Annotated in this window: 15 protein-coding genes; 10 read left to right on the forward strand and 5 right to left on the reverse strand. The window is 34.7% G+C overall.

Annotated features, from left to right (window positions below; translation table 11 throughout):
- Positions 1–98 precede the first annotated feature (98 nt).
- Complete coding sequence (locus tag ACE939_RS03610; RefSeq protein WP_378187410.1) at positions 99–4871, reverse strand: T9SS type A sorting domain-containing protein; 4773 nt, start codon at positions 4869–4871, stop codon at positions 99–101.
- A 969-nt stretch (positions 4872–5840) separates the two neighbouring features.
- Here ACE939_RS03610 and ACE939_RS03615 point away from each other — a divergent pair.
- From ACE939_RS03615 to ACE939_RS03635, 5 genes are all read left to right on the forward strand, one after another.
- Positions 5841–7241: an arginine decarboxylase gene (locus ACE939_RS03615; RefSeq protein ID WP_378187411.1), complete on the forward strand. Its 1401-nt coding sequence runs from the start codon at positions 5841–5843 to the stop codon at positions 7239–7241.
- Positions 7242–7295: 54 nt separating this feature from the next.
- Positions 7296–8234: an agmatinase gene (gene speB / locus ACE939_RS03620; RefSeq protein ID WP_378187412.1), complete on the forward strand. Its 939-nt coding sequence runs from the start codon at positions 7296–7298 to the stop codon at positions 8232–8234.
- A complete protein-coding gene (locus ACE939_RS03625) occupies positions 8224–9198 on the forward strand; it encodes a deoxyhypusine synthase family protein (protein WP_378187413.1) in 975 nt (324 codons plus the stop codon). The genes speB and ACE939_RS03625 overlap by 11 nt, the downstream gene beginning before the upstream one ends.
- Positions 9199–9220: 22 nt before the next feature.
- Positions 9221–9508: a hypothetical protein gene (locus ACE939_RS03630; RefSeq protein WP_378187414.1), complete on the forward strand. Its 288-nt coding sequence runs from the start codon at positions 9221–9223 to the stop codon at positions 9506–9508.
- 219 nt (positions 9509–9727) lie between these two features.
- Positions 9728–10507: an RMD1 family protein gene (locus ACE939_RS03635; RefSeq protein ID WP_378187415.1), complete on the forward strand. Its 780-nt coding sequence runs from the start codon at positions 9728–9730 to the stop codon at positions 10505–10507.
- 8 nt (positions 10508–10515) lie between these two features.
- Here ACE939_RS03635 and meaB read toward each other — a convergent pair whose 3' ends face one another.
- A complete protein-coding gene (gene meaB, locus ACE939_RS03640) occupies positions 10516–11550 on the reverse strand; it encodes a methylmalonyl Co-A mutase-associated GTPase MeaB (RefSeq protein ID WP_378187416.1) in 1035 nt (344 codons plus the stop codon).
- A gap of 137 nt (positions 11551–11687) precedes the next feature.
- On the opposite strand from meaB, the gene ACE939_RS03645 reads away from it, so the two are divergent.
- Entirely contained in the window at positions 11688–12113 is a 426-nt protein-coding gene (locus tag ACE939_RS03645; RefSeq protein ID WP_378187417.1) for an organic hydroperoxide resistance protein, read from the forward strand.
- Between the two features lie 64 nt (positions 12114–12177).
- Here the strand turns inward: ACE939_RS03645 and ACE939_RS03650 are convergent, their stop codons facing one another.
- On the reverse strand, positions 12178–12738 hold the full coding sequence (locus ACE939_RS03650) for a DUF2911 domain-containing protein (protein WP_378187418.1): 561 nt from the start codon (positions 12736–12738) through the stop codon (positions 12178–12180).
- Positions 12739–12816: 78 nt separating this feature from the next.
- Here ACE939_RS03650 and ACE939_RS03655 point away from each other — a divergent pair, with 78 nt between their 5' ends.
- The gene (locus tag ACE939_RS03655) at positions 12817–14421 is read left to right on the forward strand and encodes a phytoene desaturase family protein (RefSeq protein WP_378187419.1); all 1605 of its coding nucleotides are present in this window, start codon (positions 12817–12819) and stop codon (positions 14419–14421) included.
- Here the strand turns inward: ACE939_RS03655 and ACE939_RS03660 are convergent.
- Both ACE939_RS03660 and ACE939_RS03665 read right to left on the reverse strand, forming a co-directional pair.
- Entirely contained in the window at positions 14408–14920 is a 513-nt protein-coding gene (locus ACE939_RS03660) for a hypothetical protein (protein WP_378187420.1), read from the reverse strand. The two genes, ACE939_RS03655 and ACE939_RS03660, sit on opposite strands and share 14 nt — an antisense overlap.
- Positions 14921–15050: 130 nt before the next feature.
- Positions 15051–15269 (reverse strand): hypothetical protein, encoded by a 219-nt coding sequence (locus ACE939_RS03665; protein ID WP_378187421.1) that lies wholly within the window; start codon positions 15267–15269, stop codon positions 15051–15053.
- A gap of 348 nt (positions 15270–15617) precedes the next feature.
- Here ACE939_RS03665 and ACE939_RS03670 point away from each other — a divergent pair, with 348 nt between their 5' ends.
- From ACE939_RS03670 to ACE939_RS03680, 3 genes are read left to right on the forward strand one after another with little or no spacing between them, the layout of a single operon-like run.
- Entirely contained in the window at positions 15618–16109 is a 492-nt protein-coding gene (locus tag ACE939_RS03670; RefSeq protein ID WP_378187422.1) for an RNA polymerase sigma factor, read from the forward strand.
- A complete protein-coding gene (locus ACE939_RS03675) occupies positions 16093–16701 on the forward strand; it encodes a hypothetical protein (protein WP_378187423.1) in 609 nt (202 codons plus the stop codon). The genes ACE939_RS03670 and ACE939_RS03675 overlap by 17 nt, the downstream gene beginning before the upstream one ends.
- Entirely contained in the window at positions 16694–18082 is a 1389-nt protein-coding gene (locus tag ACE939_RS03680) for a hypothetical protein (RefSeq protein WP_378187424.1), read from the forward strand. Before ACE939_RS03675 ends, ACE939_RS03680 begins: the two co-directional genes overlap by 8 nt.
- Positions 18083–18148: the final 66 nt, after the last annotated feature.

Below are 18148 nucleotides of genomic sequence, written 5' to 3' on the forward strand. Positions count from 1 at the left end.
TCAAGGTTTGCTGTTGTAAGTATGGTATGTTGCGTATAATTTAGAAAAAAAGAGCCGGCATTTGCCGGCTCTTTTAAGTGTATTTTAAAATTAAGAAACTATTTTATATGAATTAATTTTCCAGTTTCTACACGATTATTTATAGTTATTCTATAAAGATAAAGTCCAGCAGGCATCTCTGAAGCATCAAAAGGTATTTGATACGAGGTATCAGATTTTAAATTCCCCTTATATACAGAGGTAACTAATACTCCTTGAGCAGAAAATATTTCTATCATTGCCAAATCTGTATCCTGCGAAATGGCAAAATCAATGCTTGTAGAATTTTTAAAAGGATTAGGAAAAGCGGAGTGAGAGAGTTCAAGTTTTCTTGATTGTACTAAAGTAACCTCATTGGCAGCAATGTTAGTACTAAAACCATTAGAGTCACAATTCTGTTCAATATCTCGTACTCTTATTACTTGAACACATCTAGATGTTCTACCACAAGCATCTGTAGCACTCCATCTTCTACGAATATTAAAATTACCACATTCATCATCACCGTTAACATCTTGAATAATGTCTTCGAAAGTAATGATAGGTGCAGCATCTCTGTTATCAAAAGCAGTTGCTTGTCCTGTAATTTCTGGATTAGTATTCAAATCCTCTGTCCATGTTAGATTAACATTAATAGGACAAACTATATTTGGAGGGCTGGTATCTCGAACACGAATAACTTGAACACATGTAGTTGAAAGGTTACAAGTAGCATTTACAGCTGTCCAAACACGTCGAATGTTGTAATTATTACAGCCAGCGTCATCCAAATCAACGCGTGTATCAACAAAAGTAATGACATCTGTTGCATTAGTAGTGGTTGCCGTTCCCAGATTATCGACAGAAGTATCAAGGTTTGGACCATCTTCAAGCGTACTACTAGGAGGACAATTAAGCTCAGGTGCAACCTGTCTTACTCTTATAATCTGAGCACATCTAGTTGTGGCTCCACATTCGTTTGTAGCAGTCCATACACGTCTTATATTATAATTACCACAATCTCCATCCTCGTCTAATTCTATTCGAGTATCTTCAAATTCGATAGTTGGATCAATACCAGAACTATCGGTTGCAGTTGCTGATCCCAAAGTTTCTACAGAAATATCAATGTCTACCCCATTAGGAATAGTAACATTATCTGGGCAAGTGATTATAGGGCCACTGTTGTCTCGTATTTGAATTAATTGTAAGCAATTAGAACTGTTTCCACAGGCATCTGTTACTGTAAATCTTCTGCGAATATTAGCACTGCCACAATCTAACTCATTAACTCTGTCTGTAAATGTAATTTCTAAATCTGTACCACTATTGTCAGATACAATTGGATTCCCAGTGATTGATAGATCTTGAATATCAACATTTTCACTTAGTTGAAAAGTGATTGTCTGTGGACAAAATATTACAGGAGCAGTTGTGTCTTCTACAGTAATGGTTTGTACACAGGTAAGGCTATTTCCTGCAGCATCTGTTACCGTAAATGTTCTATTAATTATAGAGTCACCTAAGCAATTACCTTCAATGATTTCATCGACAAAGGTAAAGGTATTAGCATTGGTTGTAGGTTCTCCCGTTACTGATGGATCTATAGTAGTTCCAGCTTCTACAGTAACACTCTCAGGACATTCAAGTTCTAAGTCAGCACCACTTTCTATAGTAATAACTTGATCACAACTTATGCTATTCCCACAACTATCAGTTGCTGTCCATGTTCTAGTCAAGCTAAAGACATTTGGACTAGTTTCTGTAGGCATTGCATCTTCAAAAGAGATGTTCAAGGTATCCTGACCATCTACAATATCTGTAGCAGTTGCGGTACCTGTGACTTCTGGACTAGGAGTAATGGTAGAATCTCCTTGTACAGTTATTGCTTCTGGACATACAATTTCTGGAGCAGTTGTGTCTTCTACAGTAATGGTTTGTACACAGGTAAGGCTATTTCCTGCAGCATCTGTTACCGTAAATGTTCTATTAATTATAGAGTCACCTAAGCAATTACCTTCAATGATTTCATCGACAAAGGTAAAGGTATCAGCATTGGTTGTAGGTTCTCCCGTTACTAATGGATCTATAGTAGTTCCAGCTTCTACAGTAATACTCTCCGGACATTCAAGTTCTAAGACAGCACCACTTTCTATAGTAATAACTTGGTCACAACTAATACTATTCCCACAACTATCAGTTGCTGTCCATGTTCTAGTCAAGCTAAAGACATTTGGACTAGTTTCAGTAGGCATTGCATCTTCAAAAGAGATGTTCAAAGTATCCTGACCATCTACAATATCTGTAGCAGTTGCGGTACCTGTGACTTCTGGACTAGGAGTAATGGTAGGATCTTCTTGTACAGTTATTGCTTCTGGACATACAATTTCTGGCACAGTTGTGTCTTCTACAGTAATTATTTGTACACAGGTGAGGCTATTACCTTCAGCATCGGTTACCGTAAATGTTCTATTAATTACAAAATTTCCTAAGCAATTACCTTCAATGATTTCATCGACAAAGGTAAAGGTATCAGCGTTGGTTGTAGGTTCTCCCGTTACTGATGGATCTATAGTAGTTCCAGCTTCTACAGTAATACTCTCAGGACATTCAAGTTCTAAGTCAGCACCACTTTCTATAGTAATAACTTGGTCACAACTTATGCTATTCCCACAACTATCAGTTGCTGTCCATGTTCTAGTCAAGCTAAAGACATTTGGACTAGTTTCAGTAGGCATTGCATCTTCAAAAGAGATGTTCAAAGTATCCTGACCATCTACAATATCTGTAGCAGTTGCAGTACCTGTGACTTCTGGACTAGGAGTAATGGTAGGATCTCCTTGTACAGTTATTGCTTCTGGACATACAATTTCTGGAACAGTTGTGTCTTCTACAGTAATTATTTGTACACAGGTGAGGCTATTACCTTCAGCATCGGTTACCGTAAATGTTCTATTAATTATAGAGTCACCTAAGCAATTACCTTCAATGATTTCATCGACAAAGGTAAAGGTATCAGCATTGGTTGTAGGTTCTCCCGTTACTGATGGATCTATAGTAGTTCCAGCTTCTACAGTAATACTCTCAGGACATTCAAGTTCTAAGTCAGGACCACTTTCTATGGTTATAATTTGTTCACAAATTTCACTACAATTCTCACAACTATCTGTTGCTGTCCATGATCTAGTGATAGTAAATATGTTAGTGTCGATTTCTATAGGTTCGCTATCTATAAACTCAATAACAAGAGCTTCAGGATTATCAAAATTATCTGTAGCAGTTGCGGTACCTGTAACTTCTGGACTAGGAGTAATGGTAGGATCTCCTTGTACAGTTATGTTTTCTGGACATGTTATTTTAGGAGCTGTTGTATCCTCAACAGTAATTGTTTGTAAACACGTAAGGCTATTTCCAGCAGCATCGGTAGCAGTAAAAGTTCTGTTGATTAAAAATTTCCCTAAACATTCACCTTCAATAATTTCGTCAACAAAAAGAACCTCTACAGCATTGGTTGTAGGCTGTCCAGTAATCGACGGATCGATTTCAGAACCTGCCTCTAAGGTAATATCGTCAGGACATTCGAGTTCTAAATTAGCACCTCTTTCTATAGTAATGATTTGGTCACAATTACTGCTGTTCCCGCAGCTATCAGTCGCTGTCCATGATCTAGTGATAGTAAATATGTTAGTGTCGATTTCTATAGGTTCGCTATCTGTAAATATAAGTTCGAGTGTTGTTGAATCATCACCAATATCTGTCGCTATTGCAATACCTGTTACATCTGGATCTGGAGAGACAGTAGGATCTCCTTGTACAGTTATATTTTCTGGACAAATAATTTCTGGCTCTGTACGATCACGAATTCTAATTATTTGATTACAAGTAGCTACATTACCACAAGCATCGGTAGCCGACCAAACTCTTCTAACATTATATTGTCCACTGCAACTATTATCAATTTCTTGACGTGTATCTTCGAAGGTTATAGTAATATTTTCTGGTGCAGTCACACCATCAATTGCAGTAGCCGTACCTCCTGATATAGATGGGTCAGGAAATTCAAAGTCTCCAGCTTCGACGGTTAGATTGTCTGGGCATGTTATTTCTGGCTCTGTACGATCACGAACTCTAATTATTTGATTACATGTGGTGGTATTGCCACAGGTGTCGGTTGCAGACCAAACTCTTCTTACATTATAATTATTGGAACACTCACCATCTACTTCTTGTCGTGTATCTTCAAACGTTATAACAATCTCTTCTGGCGTACTAAGATTGTCAATTGCAGTAGCCATACCTCCTGAGATAGATGGATCTGGAAATTCAAAATCTCCAGCTTCTATTGTCAAATTTTCTGGACATGTTATTTCTGGATTTGTAAGATCGCGTACTCTTATAATTTGAACACAAGCCGAAAAATTCCCACAGGAATCAGTAGCTCGATATCGTCTTCGTATTGCAAAATTGCCCTCACATTGTCCTTCAAGTTGTCTAATTTGATCTTCTCCAACTTGTGTTACTTCAACTACACCATCGACATTATCGGTTGCAGTAGGGATCAAATCCAAAAACTCAAAGAGGTCTGTGTCCGAACTTATTTCGGGTAGTGGATAATCGATTAAAAAAGGATCTAAACATACGATGCGCGGAGCTTCGATATCGTCACATTGATAATTATTGTAATCATTCAGGTCTGTAATATCGTAACCAAAAGAGTTGAAAAATATAAAAATTAGAAAAAAGAAAAGTGACCATTCTTTCTTAGTGGAGTTTAGTATGTCTGGAAAAACGATTCCCAACATACGTTTGCCTCGATTTCTCGAGGTCTTTTTTGGTTGTAATTGAGGTTTCATGAGTATGTATTTATGTTAATTAAATTGATTACGGAGTTTTACGTATCCTTTTCATAATTTTAAATTAAGCGTATGCTAATGGTTCAAATCTTTTAACACTTGAGATAAGTAAACTAGATATTCGATTTCTTTATCTATTATTCATTCGTTGGTAAATGATTAAGATAACTGTTGTACGTTCAAAATAAATTAAAAGCTATTGGTACTGCTCTAATCCTTTATAAACAAACAAAATGGAACATCAATTCACACACTTAATTGGTTAATAATTGCTTTAAAGGTATCTAAAGGAGAAGGTCTTTTAAAAAAAATGTTAATTATTAACAAAAAATTAATAATTGTTTACAATTTTGAGATCTTAATGATCAATTTTAAAAAAGCTTCTGTAATTATATGTAATTATAAAGGTATGTTTATTTTAACTTAAACTTCCGGTACTATTAATTGGGATACCAACTTATTGGATCAGTACAGCTAATAAAATTTAATTACCACATATAATAATAATCATATTACTTTTATAGCTATCGATATACTATCGTTTGTAAAAATCTAAATATGTAATTTTTTCTTTTTTTTAATTTTAAATAATACAAAGTATCATTTTTTTTATTTACCATTGCATCAGCATTAAGCTGAGCATTATGACAAGTGTTTTTACCTTGGGACTTATGAGAGAGAGGAAGTTACTCTCAGAAAGTGTTTATTGGATAATCAACCCAAACTTAAAGCTTACTTCATTATTTGGTATTCTATCCAGTCAACATGACTATTTTTTCATAGCGACAACTGCCAAACGCATTCGCGTTTAATTGAGCAGTTATTTTTCTCGATATAGTATGAAAGATCATAGCTTAGCGCTATACCATCCACATACAAACATTAGATATTTTAAGATTATTTTATAATTCAATATAAGTTTTCACTGCTAATTATTAGTAGTATTGAATACAAAATCGCATTAACAAAATGAATACTAAATATATAGATTTAATAGATCAATCCTTTTATTTCCCGCAAGAAGAGTTTAACCTTAAAGGGAATACTTTAACCTTTCATGACATTGACTTAATGAAATTAGTCGAACAATATGGGGGGCCACTTAAATTTACTTATCTACCCAAAATTTCAGAAAACATTAATAGAGCCAAGCAGTGGTTTGCTAATGCGATTGAAAAAAATCAGTATAAAGGAAGTTACAACTATTGCTATTGTACTAAGAGTTCACACTTTAATCATGTACTTAACGAAGTACTCAAAAATGATGTGCATATCGAAACTTCGTCTGCTTTTGATATTGATATTGTAGAAAATTTAAAGACTAAAGGTAAAATCACAAATGATACGTTTGTTATTTGCAACGGATTTAAACGAGAAAAATACGTTCATAACATAGCACAATTGATCAATGGTGGACATACAAATTGTATTCCCATCATAGATAATTATGAAGAATTAGATTTATTGTCTGAGGCGATAGATGGTAAATATAAAATTGGAATTCGTATCGCTTCAGAAGAGGAACCAAAGTTTGAGTTTTATACTTCACGTTTAGGAATAGGATATAAAAATATAGTGCCTTTCTACAATCGGCAGGTTAAAAATAACGATCAAGTAGAACTCAAAATGCTTCATTTTTTTATCAATACAGGTATTCGTGATACTGCGTATTATTGGAATGAATTATTAAAATGCTTAAAAGCTTATATTCGACTAAGAAAGGAGTGTCCAACCTTAGATAGCCTTAATATTGGCGGAGGTTTTCCAATCAAAAACTCTTTGGCGTTTGAATATGACTATCAGTATATGATTGATGAGATTATCAATCAGATTAATATCGCTTGCGCGGAAGCAAACGTACCAGTGCCTAACATTTTTACCGAGTTTGGAAGCTTTACGGTTGGAGAGAGTGGAGGTGCGATCTATGAGGTGTTGTATCAAAAACAACAAAATGATCGTGAAAAATGGAACATGATTAATTCTTCGTTTATTACAACTCTGCCTGATACATGGGCAATTAATAAACGTTTTGTGATGTTAGCGGTCAACCGATGGAATGAAGAGTATGAGCGCGTATTGTTAGGAGGTCTTACCTGTGATAGTGATGATTATTACAATAGTGAACAGCATATGAACGCTATTTATCTACCAAAATATAAAAAGGATAAACCTTTATACATAGGCTTTTTTAATACAGGAGCGTATCAAGAAACCATAGGCGGTTTTGGCGGACTGCAGCACTGCCTCATTCCGCAACCAAAACATATCTTAATTGATAGGGATGAAGATGGGGAATTAATAACCAAACTTTTTAGTGAACAGCAAAAAAGTGAAGACCTTCTCAAAATTTTAGGATATGACAAGTCTTAATTATTCCATAATAAATAGTAATTTTAAAAAACTAATACATAAAACTCTAATAAAGTGAATACTAAAAACTATGCGGGTATACCTGACCAGTATGCAAAACTAGAAAGTTCGAAGGTTGTATTAATTCCAGTTCCATATGATGGGACCAGTACTTGGCAAAAAGGTGCCGATAAAGGTCCCGAAGCATTTTTGGAGGCTTCAGAAAATATGGAGCTTTATGATATTGAAACAGATAGCGAAGTCTATAAGCACGGGATATACCTAGCAGATCCAATTACCGAAAATACCTCACCAGAAGCTATGGTAGATGCGGTACACAAAGCAACCAAAAAATATATCACACGTAATAAATTTGTCACCCTGTTTGGCGGCGAACATTCAATCTCTATTGGTACTATACGAGCTTTTGACGAATGTTTCGATAACCTTACCGTATTACATATTGACGCACATGCAGATTTAAGACCTGAGTATGAAGGGTCAAAATGCAATCACGCTTGTGCAGTCTACGAGGCAAGTCAAAAAACTAACCTAATACAGGTAGGGATCCGAAGTATGGATGCCTTAGAAAAAACAGTAATGAATGAGGAAAAAACATATTTTGCACATGAAATGGCAACCGATGAGTATTGGATGGACAATGCAGTAGACCAAATGACAGATAATGTATTTATCACATTTGATTTGGACGCATTAGATCCCTCAATCCTTTCCTCAACCGGAACCCCAGAGCCAGGAGGACTATTTTGGTATGAAACTCTAGAATTCTTACAAACAGTGTTTAAAGAAAAAAATGTAGTAGGATTTGATATTGTAGAGTTGTGTCCTAATAAGATAAATAAATCGTCAGACTTTTTAGCTGCAAAATTATATTATAAAATGTTAAGCTATAAATTTGCTGGTGCAGAGGCAGGAAACGAATACGAAGGTGCTCAAATCGACTCAAATACATCAAAAACTAAAAAATTAAACTTACATAACGATGAAGACTAAGGGTGCCATTTCTAACTTTATAGAAAAGTATTATTTGCATTTTAATGCAGCCGCGATAGTAGATGCAGCAAAAGCTTATGAAGAACAATTAGCTGGCGGAGCAAAAATGTTAGTTTCTCTAGCCGGTGCCATGAGTACAGCAGAACTGGGTAAGATTTTTTCTGAGATGATTCGTAAGGATAAGGTGCAAATCATATCCTGCACTGGTGCTAATCTCGAAGAAGATATTATGAACCTAGTTGCACATTCTCATTACAAAAGGGTACCTAATTATCGTGATCTTACTCCAAAAGATGAATGGGAACTTCTCGAAAAAGGATTGAATCGTGTAACAGATACCTGTATTCCCGAAGAAGAAGCCTTTAGACGTTTACAAGAACATATCTTTAAAATCTGGAAAGATGCCGAGGATAAAGGAGAACGTTATTTTCCGCATGAGTTTATGTATAAGATGTTGTTATCTGGGGTATTAGAGCAATACTATGAGATCGATATTAAAGATTCTTGGATGTACGCTGCTGCAGAAAAAAACTTACCCATCGTAGTGCCAGGTTGGGAAGACAGTACTATGGGTAATATATTCGCATCCTACGTACTCAAAGGTGAACTAAAGGCGAGCACCATGAAGTCCGGGATCGAATATATGACCTTCTTGGCAGACTGGTATACAGATAACTCTAAAAATGGTATCGGCTTTTTTCAAATAGGAGGAGGTATTGCAGGAGATTTTCCAATCTGTGTAGTACCAATGCTATATCAGGATATGGAGCGACCCGATACGCCTTTTTGGAGTTACTTTTGTCAAATATCTGACTCAACGACTAGTTATGGATCCTATTCGGGAGCGGTACCTAACGAAAAAATTACTTGGGGTAAATTGGATATTGATACTCCAAAGTTCATAATTGAAAGCGACGCAACGATAGTAGCTCCCTTGTTGTTTGCGTATATTCTTGATATGTAACCCAAAAAAACTAGCGTAAACCATGAAGAGAGTAATTGTAGACTTTAAAAAACTCAATCAGAGTATTTTAGAACTATTAGTAGCAAAATTTCCAGACGGTTATGAAGATGAACATGTAATCACCTTCAAAAATCAGCATAATGAAACTATTGAAGCCGTAGAGGTGCGAACCGATGATACTATCTATCTAGTTAAAATAAGTAAACGTTTAGCAGATACAATGCAAGCATTTGATGATGATAGTGAAGATGATATAGGAGCAGACGTTGATGATTCTCAAATGGAGGGCATAGAGGATATGGATGATTAACTAGAAATAAAAGTAGTAATACGGCACCTCAATCTTATCAGTAACAATGGGGTGTTTTTATCTTTACCATAAGTTAAATATCTATAGTTCGCTTGTATACTTGAAATTTACACTCTTTGCTGGACGCCCTATAAATATACATACCTTATTTTGTAGAGTTACGATGTGAATCGTATATAAAACATTCAAATAGTATATACAATAATTAATACAATACACATGAAAAAAGTAGTGTATGCCTTACAAATAGCAGATAATATTACTATTAAATCAGTAAGAGCATCTTTTTCGGGAACGCTTCTGTTTTCAGATAGAGACGAACTCTTTTTTGAAAATCAATCAGAACAATACGTCTATATATTTAAATATGGAGTTGTATGCTTTTTTAATACAAGTCAGGACTCAATAGATAAGATAGTTGAAGAAATACTACCTTTTTGTCGCAATCCATTGACAACATACCTCGTCGAAAAAATTGATGTTCATAAGAATGAATCTGAAACTTTAGTACATTATGATAGTATTCATCTTACTCATTTTAATCAAGATTTTTTACGTCTTATCATGTTAAATACGTCGCAATCGGTAGCTTTAGATCGCTATGCCGAAATTACTGAAGAACTTTTGGACGATACCAATAAGCATACGATGTATCTTGAAACCAAAGGAAGGTTGGATATTAGCGGGAATAAACTAAAACGTTATATCGGAAAGATTCTAAATATCAAGAATAAAATATCAGAAAACCTCTATATTTTTGATTCTCATGACTTAACGTGGGATGATGAAAAGCTAAATCGTTTTGATACGGATCTTAAAAAAACTTTTGATATCAAAGATAGGTATCGTGATATACACGATCGTATTGAGATTATTAAAGAGAATCTAGAACTCTTTAAAGATATAATGGATCATAGAGAAAGTAGCCGCTTAGAGTGGATTATTATCATATTGATTTTGGTAGAAGTTTTTGATCTTTTTATAGCCAAAATTTTATAATCGAACCACTATTTATTAAGACTCAAAAGATATTGTGCGGCTGCAAATGGAGTTATCTTATGATTACGGACTGCCAGAATTTGTTCTTGTAACACTTCTTTAATTATGGGGTGATTATAAAAAGATGTTTTTAATTGATCCTCTATAGTCTGTAAAAGCCAGTAGGTGTTCTGCTCTGCCCGTCGTCGCTCAAAATACTTATTTTGTGTAACGACATGCAAGTAGTTTTCGATAAGTTGCCAAACCTCTTGTATCCCTTCATTTTGCAACGCACTGCACATCAAAACTTCAGGAATCCAACCACTAGGACTTTGCGGGTAGAGATGTAACGCTTTTTTAAATTGATTACGAGCTTCTCTTGCACGTTTTTTATTATCCCCGTCGGCTTTATTAATCACAATAGCATCTGCCATCTCTATAATGCCGCGTTTTATACCTTGCAGCTCATCACCAGCACCGGCTAGTTTAAGCAGTAAGAAAAAATCTACCATACTGTGAACTACAGTTTCACTTTGTCCTACTCCAACAGTCTCGATTATAATAATATCATACCCTGCTGCCTCGCAGAGTATTATTGATTCGCGAGTTTTTTGTGCTACACCTCCTAGGGATTTACCAGAGGGAGAGGGTCTTATAAATGCGTCTTTGGACCGCACTAAGGTTTCCATACGTGTTTTGTCTCCCAAGATGCTACCGCCAGATATAGTACTGCTTGGATCTACAGCTAATACAGCAACCTTTTTACCCTGCCTTATTAATTCATTACCTAGAGCTTCAATAAAGGTACTTTTACCAACACCAGGAACTCCCGTTATACCAATACGAATTGATGAATTAGCATGGGGTAAGCACTGATTAATAAGACGTTGTGCATTTTCAGAATGATTGCTTTGCGTACTCTCTACTAAGGTAATACCTTGACTAAGAGCCGTAGTATTGCGTGCAAGAATTTGCTCTACCAATATCGCAATATCTACCTCTTTTGGTTGATTTTTTTTAAATCGTAACAAAGCTTTATTAGTAGTGTTTTTAGGAGCCTTCATAGTGTTTTCTAGCAGTAAGTCTTACAAGTTATTGATAGCTGTGATTTACATTTATGACAAATTTATGAATTCATTTTTGGATACAATCTGTTTAAGCAGCTATATTCATTTCTTATTATAAATAATAAAAGATTACAATGAAAACATTATACACAGCAATAGCAACAACAGAAGGTGGTAGAACTGGTCACGTATCTACAGACGATAAGGCTATAGATACTCCATTAAGCGTTCCCAAAGCAATGGGAGGAGAAGGAGGTGAATACACGAACCCAGAACAACTTTTTGCTGCGGGATACTCTGCCTGTTATGGAAGTGCGTTACAAGTAGTAGCAAAAAATCGTAAAATAGACTTGGGCAATTTTAGCGTTACTGCGCATGCAGAGATAGGAAAGACTGAAGAAGGTGACTTTCAATTAGCTGTGGTTTTGGACTCGTACTTGCCTGGTTTAGATGTAGAGACAGGAGAGTCATTGGTCAACGAAGCCCATGAGATTTGTCCTTACTCTCGTGCAACAAGAGATAACATTGATGTAACACTTAATCTTCTTCTGGACGAGTAATTCTTGAAATAAAAAATATCTTTATAATTAAAAAGCCTTATCGTATTCTTGGATAAGGCTTTTTTTATGGTATAACTTGTATAGGAACACGGACTCCAGTATTTTCCCATTCTAAAGTCAACATGATAAATTCATTTTTATTTTTAAATGATATAGTAAACTGTTCAACAAGTTCTGTAAGTTGATAGGAAGGAACCTCGATAACTAAAGCATCATATTGGGGGTCTCTAGCTACAGATCCATCCAGATTTATTCCCCAACAATATTGTCTGCTATTTAATAGAATTTTCCAAGACGAGGGTTTGGGTACTGTCCATAGTGAATAAGTGCCTTTCTTAAGTAGTGATCCATCAAGTAAAATATCTTTATCAAATGTCAACGTAGTTGGCTCGTTGGCACCAGTTCGCCAGATTTGATTGTAAGGAACTAGGTTTCCAAATATCTTTCTTTCTTTTACAAATGGTCTATTATAGTACAAGACAAAATTACATAGATCTGCAGCGTGATAAACTATTTCTTCTGGGCTATCTTGTTTGGTTTGATAAGTAAAGATTAAAAAGGCACAACTTACTATCAGAAATATACTGATACTGCTTAAAATAAAAATTTTATAAGTTCTTCTCATTATCAATTTTTAAAACTAAAAAGAAATGTCAGACTGCATGCTATAATTTATGTACTTTTAACCCTAGGGATATCATATATGGCTGAAAAATATTTTAAAAAATTTACTTCGGATAGTACATTTGATAAAGATACTTATATTATTATAGGTTCGGGTATTGGAGGTTTGACAACAGCCGTTTTTTTAGCCAAAGCTGGAAAAAAAGTAGTGATTCTTGAACAACATTATGCTCCAGGTGGTTTTACTCATACATTTAAACGGAGAGGAGGTTTTGTCTGGGATGTTGGAGTTCACTATGTAGGCAATATGGCCGAAAACTCCAAATTACGTGGTATTTTTAATTACTTATCAAATAATGAACTAAAATGGGATGCCATGGGTGACCCATATGATGTCGCATACATTGGTAACAAACGATATGAATACGTAGCAGGTATTGACAATTTTAAAAATAAATTTTACGAGTATTTTCCAAATGACAAAGCTGCCATTGATGCTTACCTAAGAAAGTTAAAAAAATCAACGCTCAAAAGTTTTCTGTTTTTTGTACAAAAAGCACTTCCTTCTCCTTTACGACATATTGTCGGACCATTTTTTAGAAAATTACATGCACCTATTGCCAAAAAAACTACGTACGAAGTTTTACAATCATTAACAGATAATCCAGAACTTATTGCGGCACTTACGGCACAATGTGGTAATTATGGTTTACCTCCCAAACAAAGTAGCTTTGCAGCACACGCAATTGTTATTAGTCATTTTATGGAAGGTGGGTATTATCCTAGAGGTGGTGCTGATGCAATATCTAAAACAATTTTAAAGCACCTTAATGAATTAAATGTTGAAATTTTTATCAAGGCAAAAGTAGATCGTATAGTAATAAAAAAAAATAGAGTATCGGGTATAGTAATTAATAGTAAAGAATATACATGCAATAATATAATTAGTAATGCAGGTGTGCACAATACTTTTGAGAAGTTATTACAAGGAAGACATGCTATCAAATTAGCAAAAAGTGGTAAAACATTAGAGCGATCTACGGCACATTTTTGTTTATATATTGGTCTCAATAAAAGTGATAGGGTCTTACGACTTCCAAAGCATAATATTTGGTGGCACGCTAGCCATGATCTAGATACAAACTTAAGTGGTTCTATTTTAAATAACGAAGAGCTTCAATTTGCTTATATATCCTTTCCTTCGGCAAAAGATAGTACTTGGACACAAAAGCATCCAGATACAGCCACTATTCAGATAATAGGAAAAACCGATTTTAAAAACTTTAGTTCGTATCAACAAAGTGAGTGGATGCATAGAGAAGCGGCCTATAATACCCTCAAAAAAAACTTTGAGATGGCTGCATTAAAGATATTACTCAAATTATACCCGCATCTCGAAGAGTCAATAATCTATACCGAGGTGTCATCTCCATTGAGTACAAAGAAATTTAGTGGTTATCAAGAGGGTGAGATTTACGGGGTAACGCATGCGCCACAACGTTTTGTTCAAAAAGAACTCACTCCTCGTACAAAAATAAAAGGACTGTACCTTACAGGTCAAGACATAGCGTTGGTTGGTGTAGGTGGTGCGATGTCTAGTGGTATATTGACAGCAATTACCATAATCAAATGGAACATGTCTCATCAATTTAAACAAATCACCAGTAAATTCACGAAGAACTAGCTTTGATAGGTTTTATGTAGCTGTACTTACTTTCAAATAAAATATTTGGGTTTTCCAAATTGCTATTTAACGTGTTTCTAAGCATTACCGCCTGTCCAATAGCATCGATTAATTGTGACTTGGTAACAGCTATAAGTTTAATAAGATCCGAGGGTAGCACAGACTTTTCAACCATACGTTCTGCAAGTTCAATAATTTTTTTATCTTGTTTAATACATTGATTAAGAAAATAGGTGGCATCTTTTTTAAAGAATAGATATTTTAAATCAATTAAAAATTTTAACGGTTTCAAAGTATCTTGAAAATAAGCATGTTCGTATCCTAAGTGCTCCAGAGTACCTTTTAATTGGTTACTGAAACCATTACGTTTATCGCTCTGGGATTTCAAAAATTTTTTGATAATTCCATTGGTTATACTCTCACTAGCTTCAAAGTAACGTAAGGCAGCTTTATCACTTTCTGTAATAATGCTGTCCAGATAAGAATAGTCATAAATCATAAATAAGCCCTAATATTTAATGCAATATAGAGGGTGGTACAAAGCATTCATCTTAATCACACGTTAAATCGATATTTTTTAATAAAAAATTCACAGTTTACTATAAAAGATTGTTAAGAAACAATGATTGTTATGTTGATACTCGACTGTCGGTTAGCAATCTACTCTTAATCTTCATCGTTTCTATAGCTAGTAATGTGCGCTCTTTGGTAAGATCTGTGTATACATTGTCTGGTGTATGTGCAGAACAAATTAAAGCATCTATCTTCTCGATCAATTGCTCAGAATCTAATACGATTTGCGATAGTATCGAAATTCGGTTTTTTGACATACCTAGTTTGTTTATCATGTTGAATCTATTTTAGCTATATACGTATAAAGCGGTACGCTGGTTTTTAGTAATAAACCAAAATATTAAAAAAAAGTGCGTTACACATATCAAGGCACTAACAGTCAGTATGTTATTTTTTTATGTTTGTAGTCTATTTTTATAAACACGAGCTAAACATTTGCAAAGTGGTTGTAGTACTTTAAAATTTAATTACAGACCTTTGCAACACATATAATAATTTATCGTCTATATAAAAGAATAGACGTAACAATCATCAATAAAGATGATCACTAACCAAAAGTTGAAATAGTCTTGTTAAAAAATAACCTAATAGAGTTATGTAGAGCTAACGATCGAAAGGCTCAAATGAAGCTTTATAATAAGTATAGTAAAGGCATGTATTATGTTGCTTTGCGGTTTTTAAAAGATCCGTTTGAGGCAGAAGAGGCAATGCAAGAATCCTTTATAAAAGCTTTTGCAAAGCTGCATCAATTTACAGGAGATGTTACTTTTGGGGCATGGCTTAAACGAATTGTTATTAATAAAAGTATTGACATGCTCAAAGCCAAAAAAATGAATATGGTAGCTATTAATGAGCAGGTTATGGCAACAGTTGATGAACAAAATGACTGGTCGGTTGCAGACTCGGTAACGGTAGATGAGGTAAAAAAAGCAATTGAAGATTTGCCAGAAAAATATCGATATGCTGTGATGCTTTTTCTAATAGAGGGGTATGATCATAATGAGATAAGTGAGATTTTAGATATCACACCAGTATCTTCGAGAACATTAGTACACAGAGGAAAAAAACAACTTCAGGATAAATTAAAACATTTGAGAGATGGCACAGGATATTAGAGAATTACTGAAGCAGGAGAGTAAGCTACCTGTAGAGCCGTTAAGAGCAGGACATGAAAAACGATTTTTGGATCGTTTAGATGAGAGTCTTCCCGTAAGGAATAAAAGATCTTATACTAGTTGGTTCAATATGGCTGCTAGCATTGCTATTTTAATTTCGATATCTATTTTTGTATATCAACCCTTTCAATCAGATGTTGTTACAAATAGTACAGTTTCAGTTGACGACAATAATACCAAAGATGCAACTATTGTTTTAGCTAAAGAATCTTCACCTTTAGCAAAAATATCGCCCGAATATGAAAAAGTCGAAAATTACTTACTTACAAGTATAAAATTTGAACTTTCGCAGATCGAAAAAAATGATAAAAACAAAGAACTTATAGATAGTTTTATGGTCAGGCTTAGCAATTTGGATGCAGAGTATCAACGTCTTAATAATGAGTTGGTAGAAGTAGGTAATGTGCAGAGCGTAGAAGCAATGATCGAAAATTTGACGCTACGTCTGGACTTGTTAAAACGACTTAAAAATAAACTTAAAGAATTAGAAACTATTGGTGATGATGGACAATATACCGAGATACATGCATAGGACTGCACAATTAATACTTTGTATAGCAAGCATATCTGGATTTGGTCAAGATAGAGTAGTACGGTTAACCGAAAAATTTTCTGTAAAAGACCAAGTCGTAGTTAATCTCAACTCAAGTTATACGCAAGTTATTTTTGAACCTTGGAATAAAAATACAGTAGAAGTAAGCGCCTATATACAAGGGTCGGATATATCTGAAGAAGATCAACAACGATTATTTGATAGTTGGGACTTAACAGCCGTAGGAAACTCTAACGAGATTACTATAAATTCCTTGACATCTTCTGCTTGGTCAAACAGTGTTTCTTCTTTAACCCAAAAGGGTAATTTATCTGTAAAAAACTTACAAGAGCTCAATCCAGTTATCAATGATATTCTTAAACCAGTCTTGCAAAATATAGAGAATAACCCCATGCCCAACGCACTAGCTACCAACCTAGCTAGTATGGATTTTGACTATTCAAAGTATAGAGAGAATGAAGAACGGTATATTCAACAATGGGAAAATCAGATACAAGAAAAATTTGGAGATGAGTATAAAAGCAAAATGAAATCATTGGTTTTACAACTCAATGAGAATAACGTTACTGTGCCACATATAAAAACTCAAATAACAGTAACTGGTAATCCATCAGCACAACAACTACAATATTGGCAAGAGCAATTTGGCAGGCAGATGGTGCAATGGGCATCGCAGTTTGCTCAAGATGTTAATAATGTAAATGTACAGTCAAGTATTACTATTTATCAAAAGAAAGCTATTAATAATGGAACTACTGGTATTCAAAAAATTGTAAAAGTAAGAATGCCCAAAGAGGCTCGGTTGAAACTCAAGGTACGTCATGGCACATTGGATCTGGGAGAGGGAGCTGTCAATGCGAGTGTTGTGTTATCTCATTCGCAGTTAAGTGCTCATACGATCAAGGGCAAAAATACTTTTATACAAGCCTCGTATTCTCCCATTCTAATCCATCGTTGGGAGCAGGGTAAATTAGCTATAAGTTATGTAAAGAATTGTAGGATACAAAATGCAAAAGATATATGGGTTAATGCAGACTCGAGTAATATTTATATACAAGAGTTAGAGGCTCACGGAGCTATTGCTGGTAATTTTGGAGCGATAACTATTGCTGCCTTGGGAGATACATTTTCTACTTTGGATTTGGTTGTCGAGAATAGTGATTTTAAATTAAAATTGCCAACTTCTGCTTTTAATTTCACCTATAATGGTGTACAAAGTAGAATCTCATTACCCAAATCTCTAGAAACCAATGTGCGAAAAAACTTTGGGAATATTTTTATCAATGGATTTCAAAATACCCGAAATACAGATAAAACAATTTCAATCAACGCAAAGTACAGTGATGTGATTTTTAAATAGTGCTGTTTACAGTTTTTGCTTTGATGCTACAGCAATACAGGTTGTAGCATTGTTGGTTATAATTGT

It is taken from the genome of Aquimarina rhodophyticola (assembly GCF_042434915.1).
Taxonomy (GTDB): Bacteria; Bacteroidota; Bacteroidia; order Flavobacteriales; family Flavobacteriaceae; genus Aquimarina.

Coding starts and splice junctions, on each gene's coding strand:
- ACE939_RS03610 (WP_378187410.1), bottom strand. CDS start 4,871: ATGAAACCTCAATTACAACCAAAAAAGACCTCGAGAAATCGAGGCAAA.
- ACE939_RS03680 (WP_378187424.1), top strand. CDS start 16,694: ATGCATAGGACTGCACAATTAATACTTTGTATAGCAAGCATATCTGGA.
- ACE939_RS03645 (WP_378187417.1), top strand. CDS start 11,688: ATGAAAACATTATACACAGCAATAGCAACAACAGAAGGTGGTAGAACT.
- ACE939_RS03675 (WP_378187423.1), top strand. CDS start 16,093: ATGGCACAGGATATTAGAGAATTACTGAAGCAGGAGAGTAAGCTACCT.
- meaB (WP_378187416.1), bottom strand. CDS start 11,550: ATGAAGGCTCCTAAAAACACTACTAATAAAGCTTTGTTACGATTTAAA.
- ACE939_RS03655 (WP_378187419.1), top strand. CDS start 12,817: ATGGCTGAAAAATATTTTAAAAAATTTACTTCGGATAGTACATTTGAT.
- ACE939_RS03650 (WP_378187418.1), bottom strand. CDS start 12,738: ATGAGAAGAACTTATAAAATTTTTATTTTAAGCAGTATCAGTATATTT.
- ACE939_RS03635 (WP_378187415.1), top strand. CDS start 9,728: ATGAAAAAAGTAGTGTATGCCTTACAAATAGCAGATAATATTACTATT.
- ACE939_RS03665 (WP_378187421.1), bottom strand. CDS start 15,269: ATGATAAACAAACTAGGTATGTCAAAAAACCGAATTTCGATACTATCG.
- ACE939_RS03670 (WP_378187422.1), top strand. CDS start 15,618: ATGAAGCTTTATAATAAGTATAGTAAAGGCATGTATTATGTTGCTTTG.
- ACE939_RS03615 (WP_378187411.1), top strand. CDS start 5,841: ATGAATACTAAATATATAGATTTAATAGATCAATCCTTTTATTTCCCG.
- ACE939_RS03625 (WP_378187413.1), top strand. CDS start 8,224: ATGAAGACTAAGGGTGCCATTTCTAACTTTATAGAAAAGTATTATTTG.
- ACE939_RS03630 (WP_378187414.1), top strand. CDS start 9,221: ATGAAGAGAGTAATTGTAGACTTTAAAAAACTCAATCAGAGTATTTTA.
- ACE939_RS03660 (WP_378187420.1), bottom strand. CDS start 14,920: ATGATTTATGACTATTCTTATCTGGACAGCATTATTACAGAAAGTGAT.